Source organism: Novosphingobium sp. HNCC26BN242 (assembly GCF_057180525.1).
This window is the reverse complement of sequence record NZ_JBXUGM010000002.1, coordinates 570,518-586,682: the sequence shown is the minus strand read 5'-3', so window position 1 is coordinate 586,682 and position 16,165 is coordinate 570,518. Positions and strand designations below refer to the sequence as shown.

The 16,165-nt window shown below is 61.0% G+C and carries 22 protein-coding genes; 12 read left to right on the top strand and 10 right to left on the bottom strand.

Annotated elements, in window-relative coordinates; translation table 11 throughout:
* Nucleotide 1 precedes the first annotated feature (1 nt).
* Nucleotides 2-1,027, bottom strand: a complete 1,026-nt coding sequence (locus AC2A1F_RS10435; protein WP_484208685.1) for an NAD(P)H-dependent flavin oxidoreductase — start codon at nucleotides 1,025-1,027, stop codon at nucleotides 2-4.
* Between the two features lie 303 nt (nucleotides 1,028-1,330).
* Between AC2A1F_RS10435 and AC2A1F_RS10430 the strand changes: the two genes are divergently transcribed.
* Nucleotides 1,331-2,035 carry a pentapeptide repeat-containing protein gene (locus AC2A1F_RS10430; protein WP_484208684.1) on the top strand — a complete coding sequence of 235 codons (705 nt, stop codon included), beginning with the start codon at nucleotides 1,331-1,333 and terminating at the stop codon, nucleotides 2,033-2,035.
* An 85-nt stretch (nucleotides 2,036-2,120) separates the two neighbouring features.
* Here AC2A1F_RS10430 and AC2A1F_RS10425 read toward each other — a convergent pair whose 3' ends face one another.
* Nucleotides 2,121-2,909 carry a porin family protein gene (locus tag AC2A1F_RS10425; RefSeq protein WP_484208683.1) on the bottom strand — a complete coding sequence of 263 codons (789 nt, stop codon included), beginning with the start codon at nucleotides 2,907-2,909 and terminating at the stop codon, nucleotides 2,121-2,123.
* 208 nt (nucleotides 2,910-3,117) lie between these two features.
* On the bottom strand, nucleotides 3,118-4,374 hold the full coding sequence (locus tag AC2A1F_RS10420; protein ID WP_484208682.1) for an aspartate kinase: 1,257 nt from the start codon (nucleotides 4,372-4,374) through the stop codon (nucleotides 3,118-3,120).
* 84 nt (nucleotides 4,375-4,458) lie between these two features.
* Between AC2A1F_RS10420 and ubiG the strand changes: the two genes are divergently transcribed.
* Both ubiG and AC2A1F_RS10410 read left to right on the top strand, forming a co-directional pair.
* Nucleotides 4,459-5,196 carry a bifunctional 2-polyprenyl-6-hydroxyphenol methylase/3-demethylubiquinol 3-O-methyltransferase UbiG gene (gene ubiG, locus AC2A1F_RS10415; protein ID WP_484208681.1) on the top strand — a complete coding sequence of 246 codons (738 nt, stop codon included), beginning with the start codon at nucleotides 4,459-4,461 and terminating at the stop codon, nucleotides 5,194-5,196.
* 3 nt (nucleotides 5,197-5,199) lie between these two features.
* The gene (locus AC2A1F_RS10410; RefSeq protein ID WP_292629705.1) at nucleotides 5,200-5,382 is read left to right on the top strand and encodes a hypothetical protein; all 183 of its coding nucleotides are present in this window, start codon (nucleotides 5,200-5,202) and stop codon (nucleotides 5,380-5,382) included.
* 110 nt (nucleotides 5,383-5,492) lie between these two features.
* Here the strand turns inward: AC2A1F_RS10410 and AC2A1F_RS10405 are convergent, their stop codons facing one another.
* Entirely contained in the window at nucleotides 5,493-5,900 is a 408-nt protein-coding gene (locus AC2A1F_RS10405; protein ID WP_484208680.1) for an acyl-CoA thioesterase, read from the bottom strand.
* A gap of 70 nt (nucleotides 5,901-5,970) precedes the next feature.
* Nucleotides 5,971-6,684: an NAD-dependent deacylase gene (locus AC2A1F_RS10400; RefSeq protein WP_484209022.1), complete on the bottom strand. Its 714-nt coding sequence runs from the start codon at nucleotides 6,682-6,684 to the stop codon at nucleotides 5,971-5,973.
* A 35-nt stretch (nucleotides 6,685-6,719) separates the two neighbouring features.
* Here AC2A1F_RS10400 and dapB point away from each other — a divergent pair, with 35 nt between their 5' ends.
* The 3 genes from dapB to AC2A1F_RS10385 are packed head-to-tail and all read left to right on the top strand — an operon-like array spanning nucleotide 6,720 to nucleotide 8,555.
* A complete protein-coding gene (gene dapB / locus AC2A1F_RS10395; RefSeq protein ID WP_484208679.1) occupies nucleotides 6,720-7,448 on the top strand; it encodes a 4-hydroxy-tetrahydrodipicolinate reductase in 729 nt (242 codons plus the stop codon).
* A gap of 1 nt (nucleotide 7,449) precedes the next feature.
* On the top strand, nucleotides 7,450-8,154 hold the full coding sequence (nth, locus tag AC2A1F_RS10390; protein WP_484208678.1) for an endonuclease III: 705 nt from the start codon (nucleotides 7,450-7,452) through the stop codon (nucleotides 8,152-8,154).
* On the top strand, nucleotides 8,151-8,555 hold the full coding sequence (locus AC2A1F_RS10385; RefSeq protein ID WP_484208677.1) for a hypothetical protein: 405 nt from the start codon (nucleotides 8,151-8,153) through the stop codon (nucleotides 8,553-8,555). The genes nth and AC2A1F_RS10385 overlap by 4 nt, the downstream gene beginning before the upstream one ends.
* Nucleotides 8,556-8,743: 188 nt before the next feature.
* Here the strand turns inward: AC2A1F_RS10385 and AC2A1F_RS10380 are convergent, their stop codons facing one another.
* The 3 genes from AC2A1F_RS10380 to AC2A1F_RS10370 all read right to left on the bottom strand — a co-directional run bounded on the left by AC2A1F_RS10380 (nucleotide 8,744) and on the right by AC2A1F_RS10370 (nucleotide 10,851).
* A complete protein-coding gene (locus AC2A1F_RS10380) occupies nucleotides 8,744-10,063 on the bottom strand; it encodes a dicarboxylate/amino acid:cation symporter (RefSeq protein WP_484208676.1) in 1,320 nt (439 codons plus the stop codon).
* Nucleotides 10,064-10,313: 250 nt separating this feature from the next.
* Complete coding sequence (locus AC2A1F_RS10375) at nucleotides 10,314-10,604, bottom strand: type II toxin-antitoxin system RelE/ParE family toxin (RefSeq protein WP_484208675.1); 291 nt, start codon at nucleotides 10,602-10,604, stop codon at nucleotides 10,314-10,316.
* Nucleotide 10,605: 1 nt separating this feature from the next.
* Nucleotides 10,606-10,851 carry a type II toxin-antitoxin system ParD family antitoxin gene (locus tag AC2A1F_RS10370; protein WP_484208674.1) on the bottom strand — a complete coding sequence of 82 codons (246 nt, stop codon included), beginning with the start codon at nucleotides 10,849-10,851 and terminating at the stop codon, nucleotides 10,606-10,608.
* A gap of 241 nt (nucleotides 10,852-11,092) precedes the next feature.
* Here AC2A1F_RS10370 and AC2A1F_RS10365 point away from each other — a divergent pair, with 241 nt between their 5' ends.
* Entirely contained in the window at nucleotides 11,093-11,794 is a 702-nt protein-coding gene (locus AC2A1F_RS10365; RefSeq protein WP_484208673.1) for a YfbU family protein, read from the top strand.
* 213 nt (nucleotides 11,795-12,007) lie between these two features.
* Here the strand turns inward: AC2A1F_RS10365 and AC2A1F_RS10360 are convergent, their stop codons facing one another.
* Together AC2A1F_RS10360 and aroC are read right to left on the bottom strand one after the other, a co-directional pair.
* Nucleotides 12,008-12,196 (bottom strand): hypothetical protein, encoded by a 189-nt coding sequence (locus AC2A1F_RS10360; protein ID WP_484208672.1) that lies wholly within the window; start codon nucleotides 12,194-12,196, stop codon nucleotides 12,008-12,010.
* Nucleotides 12,197-12,226: 30 nt separating this feature from the next.
* Complete coding sequence (aroC, locus tag AC2A1F_RS10355; protein ID WP_484208671.1) at nucleotides 12,227-13,294, bottom strand: chorismate synthase; 1,068 nt, start codon at nucleotides 13,292-13,294, stop codon at nucleotides 12,227-12,229.
* Between the two features lie 88 nt (nucleotides 13,295-13,382).
* Here aroC and AC2A1F_RS10350 point away from each other — a divergent pair, with 88 nt between their 5' ends.
* Genes AC2A1F_RS10350 through AC2A1F_RS10330 form a run of 5 tightly spaced genes read left to right on the top strand, consistent with a single transcriptional unit; the run spans nucleotide 13,383 to nucleotide 16,159 of the window.
* A complete protein-coding gene (locus tag AC2A1F_RS10350; protein WP_484208670.1) occupies nucleotides 13,383-13,694 on the top strand; it encodes an antibiotic biosynthesis monooxygenase family protein in 312 nt (103 codons plus the stop codon).
* Complete coding sequence (locus tag AC2A1F_RS10345) at nucleotides 13,691-14,038, top strand: arsenate reductase (RefSeq protein ID WP_484208669.1); 348 nt, start codon at nucleotides 13,691-13,693, stop codon at nucleotides 14,036-14,038. Before AC2A1F_RS10350 ends, AC2A1F_RS10345 begins: the two co-directional genes overlap by 4 nt.
* A complete protein-coding gene (locus AC2A1F_RS10340) occupies nucleotides 14,023-15,087 on the top strand; it encodes a glycerophosphodiester phosphodiesterase family protein (protein ID WP_484208668.1) in 1,065 nt (354 codons plus the stop codon). The genes AC2A1F_RS10345 and AC2A1F_RS10340 overlap by 16 nt, the downstream gene beginning before the upstream one ends.
* Nucleotides 15,084-15,647, top strand: a complete 564-nt coding sequence (gene pnuC, locus AC2A1F_RS10335; protein WP_484208667.1) for a nicotinamide riboside transporter PnuC — start codon at nucleotides 15,084-15,086, stop codon at nucleotides 15,645-15,647. Before AC2A1F_RS10340 ends, pnuC begins: the two co-directional genes overlap by 4 nt.
* Complete coding sequence (locus AC2A1F_RS10330) at nucleotides 15,620-16,159, top strand: AAA family ATPase (RefSeq protein WP_484208666.1); 540 nt, start codon at nucleotides 15,620-15,622, stop codon at nucleotides 16,157-16,159. Before pnuC ends, AC2A1F_RS10330 begins: the two co-directional genes overlap by 28 nt.
* The last annotated feature ends 6 nt before the right edge of the window (nucleotides 16,160-16,165 follow it).

Below are 16,165 nucleotides of genomic sequence, written 5' to 3'. Positions count from 1 at the left end.
ATCAGCGCCGGGTCAGCGCGGCTTCGCTTTCGGTCATCAATTGCGCGATGATATCAGCCACCGGCTCTTCCTTGTTCACCATGCCCACCGATTGCCCGGCCATGACCGAGCCACGCTCCACATCGCCATCGATCACCGCGCGGCGCAGCGCGCCTGCCCAGAAATGCTCGATCTCAAGCTGCGCCTCACCCATGTCGATCTCGCCCGCATCAAGCTTCTTGGCCACTTCAACCTGCTTGGCGGTGAATTCCTCGGTGCCCTTGTTCTTCAGCGCGCGCACCGGGATCACCGGCAGGCGCGGATCGACCTGCACCGAAGCAATCGCATCGCGCGCATTTCCGCGGAAGAACGCCGCTTTGAACGCCGGGTGCGCAATCGATTCGGTAGCGCAGGCAAAGCGCGTGCCGAGCTGAACGCCGCTCGCGCCCATTTCCAGATAGCTGGCGATCATCTCGCCCCGGCCAATCCCGCCTGCCACGAACACCACGTGATCTTCGGCCAGCGCGGGCAGGAATTCCTGCGCAAGGACCGAGGTGGATACAGGGCCAATATGGCCGCCTGCTTCGGAACCTTCGATCACCAGCGCGTCCGCGCCAGAACGCAGCAGCTTCTTGGCCAGCGCCAGCGTGGGGGCAAAGACGATGACTTTTGCGCCAAACGCCTTGATCGCCTCGACGCTGCCCTTGGGCGGAATCCCGCCTGCCAGCACCACATGGCCGACCTTGTGCTTGGCGCAGACGGCAATCAGATCGAACAGCATCGGGTGCATGGTGATCAGGTTCACGCCGAACGGCTTGTCGGTAAGCGCCTTGGTTGCCGTGATCTCGGTGTCGAGCAGGGCAGGCGTCATCGCGCCGCAGGCAATCACGCCAAAGCCGCCCGCGTTGCTGATGGCCGAAACCAGATTTCGCTCCGAAACCCAGCTCATTGCGCCGCACATGATGGCATGGTCCGTGCCGAGGAATTCGGCACCGCGGCGCATCATGCCAGACGTTTTGGGGGCAGAGGTTTTGGGTGTAGCGGTCATTCGTGTGCGTCCCGTCCAATAGTCCGGCGGGCGCTTTAGGGCCGCATCGTGTCGGCAACAAGGCATCACTTTTGCCGCATGATCGGCAGAAGCGATATCTCTGGGCGTTTTAATGCGTTTTACCGATTTTGAGTGATGGCGTAGAAACACTTCATCAAGTGGGCTCCCCCTCACCCACGAGCCCTGAGCCGCCATACAATCTCCTGGCAGGCACGGGTCGCACCCCGCCTTTCGGTTCCTGGATCGGACCGGAAGGCGGGGTTTTGCTTTTGCTTCAGGCAGGCACTGGCCTATGCCCCTGCGATGACAGCTACCCCCACCCCCCTCGTTTCCGACCGGTCGCTTGGCCGCGCCGATCTTTCAGCCATGGCCAATCAGTCAGAGTTGCCGGGCAAGGGCGCGCACCATTTGGTGGCTTGCGATCTGGATGAGGCCGACCTTTCAAAACTGGACCTGACAGGCTGGACGTTCGAGCGCTGTTCATTGCGGCACACCGACCTGTCGGGCGCAAAACTCGCGCGCACCGTCTGGCGCGGCTGCAAGGCCCCTTTCGCCAACCTGACCGGGGCCGATCTTGAAGAGGCGCAAGTGTCCGCCTGCGATTTCAACAATGCCGCCCTGCGCCGCGCCAACATCGGTCAGGCACGCTTCGTCTCCACCCGTATGACAGGCGCCGATCTGCATCTGGCGCGCGGCATGGGCTTCACTTTCGAGGAAGTCTTGCTGGTCGGCGCGCGGCTGCCAGGCCTGTCGTTCCGCAAGGAAAAGCTGGTGCGGCTGGACATGGCGCAAGCCGATCTGACCAAGGCCGATTTCCGCGATGCCGTGCTCGAAGGCTGTTCCCTGCGCGAAGCCAACCTTGATGGCGCACAGTTTGCAGGTGCAGACTTGCGCGGAACGGACTTGGGCGGGCTGCAGCTTGAAGACGCGCGGGTATTCCGGGGCGCAATCATTTCGCGCGAACAAGCAGAGCAGCTTCTATCCGGTTGGGGCCTGCTGATCCGCTAGGAACAGCAGCGCCACCTCCACAGTCGCCCCGCCCCCGGTTATCAAACGAACCGAAGGCGGGGCGCTGGAGGTTATACCAGTCCGGTCAGAAGTGGACCTTCAACCCGGCCCGCACCGGCACATCAAGCCGGTCGCCAACTTCGTTGATCGAGGCCAGACCCAACCCGCCAATCGCGCTGTCATCACCACGCAGGCCGGTCGTGTATCGCAGGCCCACTTCGCCGATCAGATCGACATTGCTGCCAATCTTGTAGCTGAGGCCAAGATCGCCACCGGCCACGAACGAGGTGCTCGACCGGTAGAACGGCACATCGGCGATGCGGATGTCGGCATCGGGAATCACGAAAGTGGCGTTGATCGAATCGGTGAAGGCCGCACCGACGCGCCCTGCGATATAGGGCTTCAGCGCGCTGGAACCGAAGAACTGCCGATACCCCACTTCGATGGCGTAGGATTTAAGGTCACCGAATGTGCCGTTCACCGGCAGCGTGGTGTTGAGCGCGGGCACGAAAGCTCCGCCCACCTGCACCGTCCCCTGATTGCCTTGCTGATAGCGGAACTGGCCAAACAACTCGGCATTTTCGCGAATGCCATAAGCAAGCTCTGCCCCGATGTTCCAGGTGGTGCCATAGATCTGATCGAAGCTGCGCGAGCCGATGCGCAATTCGGCATCCACACCTGCCAAATCAGGATTAAGCGGCCCAAGGTCGGGCACGCCCGCCGTGGCTCCGCCATGCACATCGCCGCTGATTGGGAAATCAGCACCGCCAATCACGGTTATGGACAACTTGCCCGGTGCGGTCTGGGCCTGTGCGATAGCAGGAAAAACAAATGCTGTTGTGGCTGCAAGAGCCAGCATCGATACTGTTTTCATTACGCTGATCCTTTCTACACCCCCTCCTCGTCGGGTCGTGTAATATTCGGCAGGAACAGGGTCGTTCAGCTGTCCCTTGGTGTATCTTTTTGATATTAAGACATAATATGGAAATAGTTGGGCTTCTTGGAAAAGCCCGGAAACGCCTTGCAAATAAAAAGGCCCCAGCTGTTACCGGGGCCTTTCGCGTTGATCAGGCGATGTGTGCTTACTCGCCGTCCATCTCATAAGCCGTGTGCAGCACGCGGACCGCCAGTTCGGTCTCGTCCTCGTCGATCAGGACCGAGACCTTGATCTCGCTGGTGGTGATCGCCTGGATGTTGATGCCACGGTCGGCCAGCGACCGGAACATCGTGGCAGCAACGCCTGCATGGCTGCGCATGCCGACGCCGACAACGCTGATCTTGGCGACCTTGCTGTTGGCCAGCAGACGGTAGTAGCCAATCGTGTCCTTGCGCTCTTCCAGCAGGGCCTGCGTGCGCGCCAGATCGGCGATGGGCACGGTAAAGGTCACGTCGGTTTCGCCACGATCCTTGGCGATGTTCTGGATGATCATGTCGACGTTGATATTGGCCGCAGCCAGCGGGCCAAAGATCGCGGCCACCGCACCGGGGCGGTCGGCAATGCGCGTCAGGGTGATCTTGGCTTCGTTCTTGTCGGCAGCGATGCCGGTGATCAGCTGGCGTTCCATATCCAATCCTTCGAGCTCTTCGTCAGAGACAATCATCGTTCCGGGAATTGTATCGGCGGCGGGCGCATCGTCATCGATGAAAGATGACAACACCTGCACGCGCACGCCCTCCTTCATCGCAAGGCTGACCGAACGGGTCTGCAACACTTTCGAACCGACCGAGGCCAGTTCGAGCATTTCCTCGTACGTCACGTTCTTCAGCTTGCGCGCCTTGGCCACGATGCGCGGGTCGGTGGTGTAGACGCCGTCGACATCGGTGTAGATGTCGCAGCGATCGGCCTTCACCGCCGCCGCCACGGCCACTGCCGAGGTATCAGAGCCGCCACGGCCCAGCGTGGTCACGCGCCCTGCGGGGGACACGCCCTGAAAGCCCGGAATAACCGCAATCTCACCCAAAGCCATGCTGGCCATCAGCGCCTCAGCGTCAATGTCCTCAATCCGCGCCTTGGCGTGGGCATCGTCGGTCTTGATCGGCACTTGCCAGCCGAGCCACGAACGCGCTTTGCAGCCCAACGCCTGCAAATGCATCGCCAGCAGGCCCGAGGTGACCTGTTCACCGCTGGCCACAACCACATCGTATTCGGCGGGATCATAAAGCGGATCGGCCTCGCGGCAGAAGTTTACAAGGCGGTCGGTTTCCCCCGCCATGGCCGATACGACCACCGCAACCTCGTGCCCCGCGGCCTGCTGGCGCTGCACGATGCGCGCCACGCGGCGGATGCGCTCGGTTCCGGCCATCGAGGTGCCGCCGAATTTCATCACGATGCGGGCCAAGGGCTTGCTCCTGAAGTCTTGCGCGTAAGAATCTTGCCCGCAAGGCCGATGGACCTTGCAGCGCGGGCGCTTTAGGGAGGGCTTATGAGCAATGCAACCTCTGCAATCACCATAAGGCCCGATGAGGCCTCCCACTTTGGCAAGCTGGCGGCAGATTGGTGGAACCCCAAGGGTTCATCGGCCATGCTGCACAAGCTGAACCCGGTGCGGTTGGGCTTTATCCGCGAGGCCATCGACGCGCACTTCGGCAGCGATTCGCGCGGGGCCAAGCCGCTGGCCGGGCGGCGCGCGCTGGATGTCGGCTGCGGTGCGGGCCTGCTTTGCGAACCGCTGGCCCGGCTGGGTGCGGCCGTGACCGGCGTGGATGCGGCAGAGGAAAACATCGCCGCCGCGCAGCTTCATGCCGAAGGGTCGGGCCTGTCGATAGACTACCGATGCGGCGATGTGGGCGAACTTGGGCTTGGCGGATACGATCTGGTCACCTCGATGGAAGTGATCGAGCACGTGGCCGACAAAGCCGCCTTTATCCGCGCTTTGGAAGCCGCGCTTGCACCCGGCGGGCTGATGATCCTGTCCACCCCCAACCGCACCACCCGGTCGCGCCTGCTGCTGGTGCAAGGCGCAGAAACGCTGGGCATGGTGCCCAAGGGCACGCACCACTGGGACGATTTCATCACGCCGGTGGAATTGCACGACCTGCTCGATGCGACGGGCCTCAAAATGGGCAACCCCATGGGCATCGCGTGGAGTGTGTCGAAAGGGCTGCACCTGTCAGACGATCTGGCGCTGAACTACATCGCCACCGTTACACGAGAGGACTGAGCCATGGCCGCCGAACGCTTTGAACGCCACAAGCAGGCCTGGACCGCCGACGAAATCCAGAAACTGCACACACTGGCCAAAAAGGGCATGGCGCTGAAAGCCATTGCCAAGGCGCTGACCCGCAGTGAAGAATCGGTGAAGTTACGTGCGAAAAGTGATAGTTTAAGCATCGCCAAATTGCGCTAGGCCAACTCGCGCATTACCCCGCTCAACCTGAGCTTGTCGAAGGATGCCAACCCCGCGCCATATGCTTCGACAAGCTCAGCATGAGCGGGGTTGAGTTTGACTGCTCCGGGTCAACCCACCGAGGCAGGCAGGAACCTCTCGATTATCTCGCGCGTCAGCCGTGCCGGGCGCAGCGTTTCGGCATCAAGGCAGCACCAGCTCGATTTGACTTCAGCGAGCACTTCTTCTCCGCGCCTGATGATCGTCTCATAAAACGCGCGCGCGCCCTGCACCCGTTCGAGAATGACATGTGCGATAACCGCATCATCCAGGAAAGTCGGGCGGCGATAGGTAATTTCGTGCTTCAGGGCGACCCACAGATGGGCGTCCACAGCATCCGCAGGGGCAAAGGCGCGCCAATGGTTGATGACCGCATCCTGCACCCATTTCAGGTAGGACGCATTGTTGACATGGCCCATGAAATCAATGTCGATCGGATCGACGGTGATGGGGACGAGGTGGGGAAGGGCGTTGCTCACAACAGTGTAGATAACATGATTCGGATCATACCGGTAGCATCCCATGCAACCTTTTCAGGCTCGTAATCAATCAGGACGCCAGAAGTTCCTCCACCCATTGTGGCACCACCTGCGTGGCCGGGCCAAGCCGGGTTTCATCGAACCACGATGACCCTTTGGACCGCTCCAGATTAAGCTCCAGCGTCTGCATGCCAAGCTCACGCGCCGTGCGCACCAGACCCGCCGCCGGATAGACCGCGCCCGAAGTGCCGATGGAAACGAACAGGTCAGCGGTTGAAACCGCCTGATAGATCTCGTCCATCCGATAGGGCACCTCGCCAAACCACACCACATCCGGCCGCAGCGCGGGCGTCGCGCAAGCTGGGCATGGCGGGCGGTGGATTAGCGGCCCGGTCCAGCGGTGGCGCACATCGCAAGCGGTGCACCAGGCCTTGAGGTGCTCGCCATGCATATGCAGCACATTCAACGCGCCGCCGCGTTCATGCAGATCATCCACGTTCTGCGTCACGATCAGCACTTCGCCGCCCGCCCGCTTGGGCCATTCGCGGTCCAACCGCGCCAGCGCCACATGCGCGGCATTGGGCTCCTTCGTTTGGATCGCCTCGCGCCGCATGTCGTAAAAGCGCAGGACCAGATCGGGATCGCGCGCAAAGGCCTCGGGCGTGGCAACGTCCTCCACCCGGTGCTTTTCCCACAGACCTCCTTCACTCCTGAAGGTATCGATGCCGGATTCGGCGGAAATTCCCGCTCCGGTAAGAATGACAATATTGCGCGGTTTGATCATCGCGACCATGAAGCACGCCTGCAAAGGGACAGGCAATGGCAAGAATCGGGATCATCGGCAGCGCTGGACGAATGGGCAATGCACTGCAGGCAGCAGTCGCCGCCGCAGGGCACGAATACGCTGGCGGGATCGACAAGGGTGGCGATCCACAGGCGCTGGCACAGGCAAGCGATGTGCTGGTCGATTTCTCCGCACCTGGCGCGCTGGAATTCAATCTGGACGCCGCAATCCACGCCAACATCCCCATCGTCATCGGCACCACCGGCCTCGAAGAGCGCCACCACTGGCTGATCGACGCCGCCGCGGTCAGCATTCCGGTGCTGCAAACCGGCAACACTTCGCTGGGCGTCACCCTGCTCGCCCATCTGGTGCAGGAAGCCGCCGCGCGGCTTGGCGATGATTGGGACATCGAAATCGTCGAAACGCACCACCGCATGAAGGTCGACGCCCCCTCAGGCACCGCCATGCTGCTGGGCGAAGCCGCCGCCAAGGGACGCAGCGTGCGCCTGGCCGACGAAGCCGTGCGCGGGCGCGATGGCATCACCGGTGCGCGCGTCCCCGGCACTATTGGCTTTGCCTCTCTGCGCGGTGGATCGGTGGCGGGGGACCACTCGGTCCACTTCCTCGCCGACAACGAACGCCTGACCTTCTCCCACCTCGCCGAAAACCGCGGCATCTTCGCCAAAGGCGCTATCCGCGCGGCAGAATGGCTGCTGGACAAGGCACCGGGCCGCTACACGATGCCCGAAGTTCTGGGACTCTAAGATGAAGAAGGCCGACGCCTTCGAATTCTTCCGCCGTCTGGCCGAGGCCAACCCCTCGCCCGAAACCGAGCTGGAATTCGGTAACGTCTATCAATTGCTGGTGGCCGTCACGCTATCAGCGCAATCCACCGACGTTGGCGTGAACAAGGCCACGCGCAAACTCTTCGCCCAAGTCAAAACCCCGCAAGACATGCTCGATCTGGGCGAAGAGGGCCTGAAGAGCCACATCAAGACCATCGGCCTTTACAACGCCAAGGCCAAGAACGTGATGGCCATGGCCGAAATTCTCGTGCGCGATCATGGCGGCGAAGTTCCGGCGGATCGCGATGTGCTCACCACCCTGCCCGGCGTAGGGCGCAAGACCGCCAACGTGGTGATGAACTGCGCGTTCGGGGCAGAAACCTTTGCAGTCGACACGCACATCTTCCGTGTCAGCAATCGCACCGGCCTTGCGAAGGGAAAGACGCCGCTGGCCGTTGAGAAAGGGCTGGAGAAAAACGTCCCCCAACCCTTCCGCGTGGGATCGCATCACTGGATGATCCTGCACGGGCGCTATATCTGCAAGGCCCGCACGCCTGAATGCTGGCACTGCGGACTGGTTGACCTTTGCGCGTTCAAGGGCAAAGTGTTGGAGAAGGGGGCGAAACCTGCGGTGGCGGCGAAAAAGCCGTCGCTCACGCGGAAACGCAAGGAGAGCAAAGCATGAAGCGCATGACTCCGTTCCTGATCACAACCGTTGCCCTTGCGTTGGGCAGTTGTGCCGCTGGCAACAACACGAGCAACAACGGCCGCCGCGCCGATATTCCCAAGGCCAAAGTCACGGGCAAAGCCGTCACTTGCCTGCCGATCCAGACCATCCGCGAAAGCATTGTCCGCGATGACTGGACCATCGATTTCCGCACAAACGGCAACCGGTGGTATCGCAACGCTCTGCCCAACCGTTGCAACGGCCTGGGGATGGAGCGCGCCTTTTCCTACACCACATCGCTCACGCAGCTGTGCAATGTGGATATCATCACGGTGATTGCCAACAATGGCGGCATGGGCCCAATCAATCGCGGGGCGTGTGGTCTGGGTCAGTTCACGCCGGTCGAGCTGACGAAGTAAGGCTGCCAAAAGCCCCACCCTTTTTCGTCACCCTCGGGCCACGTTATCACCCCAGCCCCCTTTCGTCACCCTCTCCCCCCTTCGTCACCCCCGCGAAGGCGGGGGTCCAGCCCGCAATAAACGTCGTCGCAACGCGACGGCATTTCCGACGCTGGATTCCCGCCTGCGCGGGAATGACGAAGTGTGGATCAGCTCTCGTAGTTCACCGGATCAAGGTTCAGCCCCCGCCGCCCATCGGCCACCGTGTTGGCAGGCGCATGCGGCGGCTCGGCATCAGGGTCCATCGGCGGCTGCAGCATGCCTTCCCACTTGGTGATCACCGATGTCGCCACCGCATTGCCCACCACGTTGGTCGCCGTGCGGCCCATGTCTAGGAAGGTATCCACACCCAGCAACAGCGCGATGCCCTCCAGCGGCAGGCCGAACTGCGTTAGCGTCGCCGCAATCACCACAAGACTCGCGCGCGGCACCCCGGCAATGCCTTTGGACGTGACCATCAGCGTCAGCAGCATGGCGATTTGCTGCCCGATGGAAAGCTCGATGCCATAGGCCTGCGCGATGAACATCGTGGCAAAGCTGGTGTACATCATCGATCCATCGAGGTTGAAGCTATACCCCAGCGGCAGCACAAAGCCCGATATGCGGCGCGGCACGCCAAACCGGTCAAGCTGCTCGAACAGCTTGGGCAGCGCACTCTCCGAACTGGCGGTCGAAAACGCCAGCAACAGCGGCTCGCGGATATAGCGCGCAAGCGTGAACACGCGGCCCTTCAGGAATATCCCGCCAAGGCCGAACAGGATGATCCACAGCAGCAGCAGCCCAAAGTAGAACTCCGAAACGAACACGCCATAGGTCACCACGATGCCAAGGCCCTTGGTGGCAATCACCGAAGCCAGCGCGCCAAACACCGCAAACGGAGCAAAGCGCATCACGTAATCGGTGATCTGCAACATCAGATGCGCCAAAGCCTCGGCCCCGCGCACAATCGGCGCACCCGTCTCGCCAATGGCCGAAAGCGCCACGCCCGCAAACAGCGAGAAAACGAGGATCTGCAACACGTTGTTCGATGCCATCGCGTCCAGCACGCTGGTCGGGAAAATCTCCAGCACAAAGTGGCGCAACGTAAAGTCCGCCGTGGCCAGATCGCCCACCGGCCCTGCGGCAGTAAACTCCAGCCCCACACCGGGCTTGAACAGATTCACCAGCACCAGCCCCAGACTGATCGAAATAAGGCTGGCCGTAATAAACCACCCCAGCGCCCGCCCCCCAATGCGCCCCAGCGCGGCAGAATCGCCCATCCCCGCAATGCCCGATACCAGCGTGGCCAGAATCAGCGGCGCGATGATCATCTTGATCAGGTGCAGGAAGATATCGGGCAGCAGCTTGAAATAATCGGCAATCTGCGCGAGATTTTCATCGCCCTGCGGGTAAGTGGTGTTGAGCCAGTACCCGGTCAGAATGCCCAGCACCATGGCGACAACGATATAAAGCGTAAGGCGCTTGGCCAAAAGAATGCTCCCCGCAGGATTGTTGCGCTGGTGACTATCTGGCGAGACTAACGGCGTTTCACGGGCGGCTCAACCGTTGTGGGAGACTTTATGGTGGGGGGTGAAGGGGGTGTGAACCTATGCCCACCCGCCTACACTACCATTTCTCGTCACCCTGAACTTGTTTCAGGGTCCATCCATCCACCCAAACGGCAGCTAGAATTCAAAAATGGATGCTGAAACAAGTTCAGCATGACGGTGAAAGGCAGTGTTAAGGGGCCGAAATCCAATCTTCGCGCCCATGCCTGACGCGAAGAATAAGAACACCATCCTCCGTTTCATCGTAGACGATGATATGCGCCTTGAACGGGTGGGCACGGACTGGCGGGCTTAACTCCTCCCGCATCCGCGCGGCCCGAGGCGTTTCGGCAAGAAACGCAAATGTGCGCTCAAGACCATCATGATAACGGTCGGCCTGATCGACGCCGAACTGTTCCAATCCCGCCAGGTAGATAGCCAAAAGATCGTCAGTGGCTGCTTTCGTAAATCGATACGCTGACACGTCAGGCGTTCAATCCGGCTTGCTTCAGGGCAAGAGCGCGAATGTCGCCCATTGTGAGGTCACTTATGCCGCTGGCCCGCGCTTCATCGACAAGGCGCTGCATCTGCGCGATCTTGTCACCACGCTCCTGCTCCCGCCGGATCAGGTCGCGCACATAATCGCTGACATTGCTGTAGCGGCCTGTCTCAGCCTGCGCTTCCACCCATTGCTTCATGGGATCGGGCAGAGAGATATTCATAGTTGCCATCTGCAAGCCTCCTTGCCCGAAACATGGTGTAGTATGGCAAAGTTTGTCAATCTTCTTTTGAAATTTGAGATTGGTTTAATCCGAACTCCGCGCCGAACATGTCGCGTCTTCATTAGCTGTCCGCGTGGCGTTCTACGCACGAGGGCTAACCGATTTGACGCGACCACACATAAGCAGGCTTGCCAAATCCAACAACCATCGCCATGTATTGCTTTACGGACAACTATACGGAACTACGGATATGGCTACGGAACGATTTGAAATGAGGATAGATAGCGAGTTGTTGGAGAGGCTTGATAACTGGCGCGACGCTGAAGACGATACGCCGTCACGGGCTGAGGCGGTGCGCCGCCTTATGGAGGCAGGGTTGGCTCACGACACGCGGGGAAGGCAACCTCACCTCAGCGACGGCGAAAAGCTAATCACGCTTATGCTAACGGACGTGATCGAAAAGCTCGGCATCGAAAAAGACACAAACATTAGTCTGATACGCAATGTGATCCACGGTGGTCACTATTGGGCGTTGGGCTGGGAAATGCCCGGTATCTTTCATGGCCATATTGACAAGCGCAGTCGCGTCAGTTTCGTCGTTGACGTTCTCGATATGTGGGATTTTCTCGAAGAGGCTTTCGAAAAGTTGGGCTCCGACGAGAAGGTACGTCTAGGAGAACTATCGGACCCTTGGGGCAAGCATGTGCGGTTCCTTGGTTTCGACGGAAACAACGAGACCGAATTTTTGAGCATCGCACGGTTTCTAATCACCGATCTAAGTCGGTTCAGCCGCTTTCAGGATCGCAAGCACGACCTAAATTCACATCACCCGACACTCGAAACATATAGGAAGATGTACCGAGCCTTCGAGCCTATCCGCAAGACACTTATCTTTGGTAAGGCCATGTCGGTGGAGCAGCTGGCGGAGGTGCTGAACGCGCGCAACGCTTGAACAGGGATTTACAGCGCCGGTGCTCTCATTGCGCGAATTCAAATTCGACGAAGCTAACCGAACTACCAATTAAACTGGGGAAACGGTCAAGTCAGCACTTGCAGGCCGTGCTTCTCGACGATGCCGAGCAGCTTCAAAGCCATGCCGCTTGGCTCCGGTTTCCCACTTCTCGACCGTGGACTCGCTGGTGTTGAGGTAGCGCGCAAACACGGCCTAGCTGACCCTGTTGGCCTCGCGCAGCCGCAGAATGTCCTTGGGCGCATAGGCTAACGGTGCCGTGAGGCACGCAGCGTCGAAATCGCACATGCTTGCCTTGGTGATTCCACCCACTCGGTGCATCGCTATTGCCGAACGGTGGATCGCCTCGAAGGCTTCACTCTTGTAGGTTCGCCTAGTCATCATCGTTGCTCGGGCTTGCACCCAAACCACCCTTCACCCACACTGCCCACGATGCAGCAGCTTCTGGTCGGCCAGCACCAGCGCCATCATCGCTTCCACCACCGGCACGCCGCGGATGCCGACGCAGGGATCGTGGCGGCCCTTGGTGAACAGGTCGGTGGCCTCGCCCTCTCGCGTGATCGTGGGCACGGGGGTGAGGATCGAGGATGTGGGTTTGAAGGCCACGCGCACGCTCACCGGCTGTCCGGTGGAAATGCCGCCTGCGATGCCGCCTGCGTGGTTGGCGAGGAATTCCGGGCCGCCCTCGCCCGGCCGCATCGGATCGGCATTGCCTTCGCCGGTGTTGCGCGCGGCGGCGAAGCCATCGCCGATTTCCACGCCCTTCACCGCGTTGATGCCCATCATTGCGTGGGCCAGTTCGGCATCCAGCTTGGCATAGAGCGGCGCGCCCCAGCCTGCCGGAACGCCGGTGGCCACGCATTCCACCACCGCGCCCAGCGACGAGCCGGATTTGCGTGCATCATCCACCAGCGCTTCCCAGCGCGCGGCGGCGGCGGCATCGGGGCAGAAGAACGGGTTCTGGCCGATCTGCGCGGCATCGAAATTGGCCGGACTGATCGCGTCCCCGCCAATCTCGCTCACCCACGCCAGAATCTGCACTTCGGGCAGGACCAGCCGCGCCACGCCGCCCGCCGCCACCCGCGCCGCCGTCTCACGCGCGGAGGAGCGCCCGCCGCCGCGATAATCGCGGAAGCCGTACTTGGCGTCATAAGCATAGTCGGCATGGCCGGGGCGATAGGCCTTGGCGACATCGCCATAGTCCTTTGACCGCTGGTCCACGTTCTCGATCATCAGGCTTATCGGAGTGCCGGTCGTGCGCCCTTCGAACACGCCCGAAAGGATCCGCACCTGATCCGGCTCCTGCCGCTGCGTGGTAAAGCGCGATTGGCCGGGGCGGCGCGCATCGAGGAACGGCTGGATATCCGCCTCGGTCAAGGCCAGCCCCGGAGGACACCCATCCACCACCGCGCCCAGCGCCGGCCCGTGGCTCTCGCCCCAGGTGGTGAAACGGAAGAGATGACCGAAACTGTTGAGGCTCATGACGGAGCGCTTTGTCGCAGATGTGCGGAAAAGTCCACAGGTCCCCTGCACCCTTCCAGATGCGGCATTGCCGCGCTATCGCTAGGGAATGTTCCTCGTTGTATTTCGCAACCGCAAGCGCGCCGATGTCGATGCCGCCGCCTATGCCCGCGATGCGCAGGCAATGGAGCGGCTTGCCGCGCAGCAGCCCGGCTATCGTGGCTTCAAATCCTACACTGCCGACGATGGCGAGGTGATTGCCCTGTCCGAATGGGCGGACGAGGACGCGGCGCTGGCGTGGCGGCGCGTGGCGCATCATGCTGAAATGCAAGGCAAAGGCCGCACCGAGTATTACGAAAGCTACACCCTGTTCGCAGGCACACCATCGCGCATTCATCACTTCAAGCGGGACGAGACATGAGCATCACGGTTTACGGCATCCCCAATTGCGACACGGTGAAGAAGGCCCGCAACTGGCTGGATTCCAAGGGAATCGCCTACACTTTCCACGACTACAAGAAGCAGGGCGCGGACCCGGCGAAGATTGCGGAATGGATTGCGGCGGCCGGGTTGGACAAAGTGGTGAACAAGGCGGGCACGACCTATCGCAAACTCGATGAGGCGCAGAAGACGGCGCTGGGTGGCGATGGGGCTCCGGTGGTGCTGGCTGAACATACTTCTGTCATCAAGCGGCCAATTTTGGAGCATAGCGGCGGAGTGCTGGTAGGCTTCAGGGAAGTGGATTGGGAATGCGCTTTGACGTGATCTTGCGGACGTTTGGTGTCGTCTCGGTGCTTTTAGGTGCAGTTCAGACTGCGCCTGAATCCTGCGCCCAAATCCTCATCGCGCATCGCGGTGCGAGCGGAGAGCGGCCCGAACACACCCTGGCCGCCTATGAGCGCGCGATTGATGCCGGGGCCGATTTTATCGAGCCTGATCTGGTGCCTACCAAGGACGGCGTGCTGGTGGCGCGGCACGAGAACGAGATTTCCGGGACGACCGATGTGGCCGAGCACCCCGAATTTGCGAGCCGCCGCAAGACGGTGACGATTGATGGCGAAACGCTGAGCGGATGGTTCACCGAAGATTTTACGCTGGCCGAACTGCGCACTTTACGCGCGCGGGAGCGGCTGCCGCAGGTGCGCCCCGCCAACACGCGGTTTGACGGGCTGTCGCAAGTGCCGACTTTTGCCGAAGTGCTAACGCTGGTGCGCGCGAAGGAAGCGGAGACCGGGCGGCGGATCGGGATCTATCCTGAACTCAAGCACCCGGCGTGGTTTGCCGCGCAAGGAATTGATGCCGCAGCTATCCTGCTGCCGATGTTAGACAAGGCTGGATATCGGACGGCGCAGGACCCGGTGTTTATCCAGAGTTTTGAGGCCGGGCCGCTGGAACGGCTGCGACCGTTGACGAAAGTACGGTTGGTGCAGCTGATGGCTAGCGCAGGCGGGCCACCCGATCGCGCGAGCGTGACCTTTGCCGAGATGGCGCGTGGCGAAGGTTTGAAGAAGCTCGCTCTGAGCGTTGATGCCATCGGGGTTGAGACCTTGATGGTGCTGGCTGCAGACGGGCAACCGACGCGGCTGGTGGCCGATGCGCATGCAGCGGGTTTGAAAGTGCATGTGTGGACACTTCGGTGCGAGAATGCTTTTTTGCCGCCGAGTTTGCGCAAGGGCTCCGACCCACAGGCCAAGGGCGATTGCGCCAAGGCGTGGCAACACTTGGCCGCCGCAGGGGTGGACGGAGTGTTCACAGACAATCCGCGCGAGGCACAGGCTGCGCGGTCTGGCAGGACAGGAGCGGCGCAGCGTTGAATTCGTTCGAGATTGCTGCAAGCCTGCTGGGTTTGGCCAACATTGCCTTTCTGGTTCGGCGATCTGTATGGAATTTCGCGTTCGCGCTTGGGTCAGTCACCTGCACCGGGGTGGTGCTTTACGCTGCACGCCTTTATGCTGAGACTGGATTGCAGGCGTTTTTCTTTGGCGCAAACCTGTGGGGCTGGTGGCTATGGCTGCAGTATAAGGGCGCGGATGAAAGCGTGGTCCCGGTTGGCTGGATGAGCGGACAGGAACGCTTGCTGTGGAGCCTGGTGACCTGCACGCTAAGCCTATCGCTTGGCTGGCTGCTGCACCGATTTACCGATGCGGCTTTGCCGTTTGCGGATTCCGCAGTTGCGGGTGCAAGCATCGCCGCGCAAATCCTGCTGTCCTTGCGCCGGATCGAAAACTGGGTGCTGTGGGTGGTGATCGATGTTGCCGCCATTGCGCTTTACCTATCGCGCGGTCTGCCGGTCCTGGCGGCGCTTTACGGCGCATTTCTGGTGATGTCAGTGTTGGGCCTGCGGGAATGGACGAAGGCGGCGCGGGCGTGCTGACCGTCTGCTTGCATGGCGCAGAGAGCACGGGAAAGTCCGTGATGGCTGCACGGCTGCATGATCGCTTTGGCTGGCCCGTGGTTGCCGAATATGGGCGAGAATATTGCGAAGAGCATGGAACTGACCTGACGATGGCCGATCTGCTGGCAATTGCGCAGGGCCATGCCGAAGCCACCGCCGCTGCAGCACAATCACAACCGGACGTGCTGCTGCTGGACACTGATCCGCTGATGACCGCTGCGTGGGCACAGATGCTGTTTGATAGCATCCCGCCAGCCCTGATGAAGTATCCGAAGGCAGACCTTTATCTGCTGTTCGAGGCCGATGTCCCCTGGATTGCGGACGGCACGCGTTTCTTTGGACAAGCAGCAGAACGTGAACGCTTTGCGGAACTGTCCGAGGCGGTGTTGCGACTGGCGAATGTTCCGTGGGCACGCGTTTCTGGGTCTTGGGAAGAACGCGAGACGCAGATCATGTTGGCCATCAGGACGGCGCTGGCAACTGCATCCTGAACGACA

Bases quoted from the DNA above. Each gene is read 5' to 3' on its own strand.
- AC2A1F_RS10435 (WP_484208685.1), bottom strand. From the start codon at position 1,027: ATGACCGCTACACCCAAAACCTCTGCCCCCAAAACGTCTGGCATGATG.
- AC2A1F_RS10430 (WP_484208684.1), top strand. From the start codon at position 1,331: ATGACAGCTACCCCCACCCCCCTCGTTTCCGACCGGTCGCTTGGCCGC.
- AC2A1F_RS10425 (WP_484208683.1), bottom strand. From the start codon at position 2,909: ATGAAAACAGTATCGATGCTGGCTCTTGCAGCCACAACAGCATTTGTT.
- ubiG (WP_484208681.1), top strand. From the start codon at position 4,459: ATGAGCAATGCAACCTCTGCAATCACCATAAGGCCCGATGAGGCCTCC.
- AC2A1F_RS10410 (WP_292629705.1), top strand. From the start codon at position 5,200: ATGGCCGCCGAACGCTTTGAACGCCACAAGCAGGCCTGGACCGCCGAC.
- AC2A1F_RS10400 (WP_484209022.1), bottom strand. From the start codon at position 6,684: ATGATCAAACCGCGCAATATTGTCATTCTTACCGGAGCGGGAATTTCC.
- dapB (WP_484208679.1), top strand. From the start codon at position 6,720: ATGGCAAGAATCGGGATCATCGGCAGCGCTGGACGAATGGGCAATGCA.
- nth (WP_484208678.1), top strand. From the start codon at position 7,450: ATGAAGAAGGCCGACGCCTTCGAATTCTTCCGCCGTCTGGCCGAGGCC.
- AC2A1F_RS10385 (WP_484208677.1), top strand. From the start codon at position 8,151: ATGAAGCGCATGACTCCGTTCCTGATCACAACCGTTGCCCTTGCGTTG.
- AC2A1F_RS10370 (WP_484208674.1), bottom strand. From the start codon at position 10,851: ATGGCAACTATGAATATCTCTCTGCCCGATCCCATGAAGCAATGGGTG.
- AC2A1F_RS10365 (WP_484208673.1), top strand. From the start codon at position 11,093: ATGGCTACGGAACGATTTGAAATGAGGATAGATAGCGAGTTGTTGGAG.
- AC2A1F_RS10360 (WP_484208672.1), bottom strand. From the start codon at position 12,196: ATGATGACTAGGCGAACCTACAAGAGTGAAGCCTTCGAGGCGATCCAC.
- aroC (WP_484208671.1), bottom strand. From the start codon at position 13,294: ATGAGCCTCAACAGTTTCGGTCATCTCTTCCGTTTCACCACCTGGGGC.
- AC2A1F_RS10350 (WP_484208670.1), top strand. From the start codon at position 13,383: ATGTTCCTCGTTGTATTTCGCAACCGCAAGCGCGCCGATGTCGATGCC.
- AC2A1F_RS10345 (WP_484208669.1), top strand. From the start codon at position 13,691: ATGAGCATCACGGTTTACGGCATCCCCAATTGCGACACGGTGAAGAAG.
- AC2A1F_RS10340 (WP_484208668.1), top strand. From the start codon at position 14,023: ATGCGCTTTGACGTGATCTTGCGGACGTTTGGTGTCGTCTCGGTGCTT.
- AC2A1F_RS10330 (WP_484208666.1), top strand. From the start codon at position 15,620: ATGGACGAAGGCGGCGCGGGCGTGCTGACCGTCTGCTTGCATGGCGCA.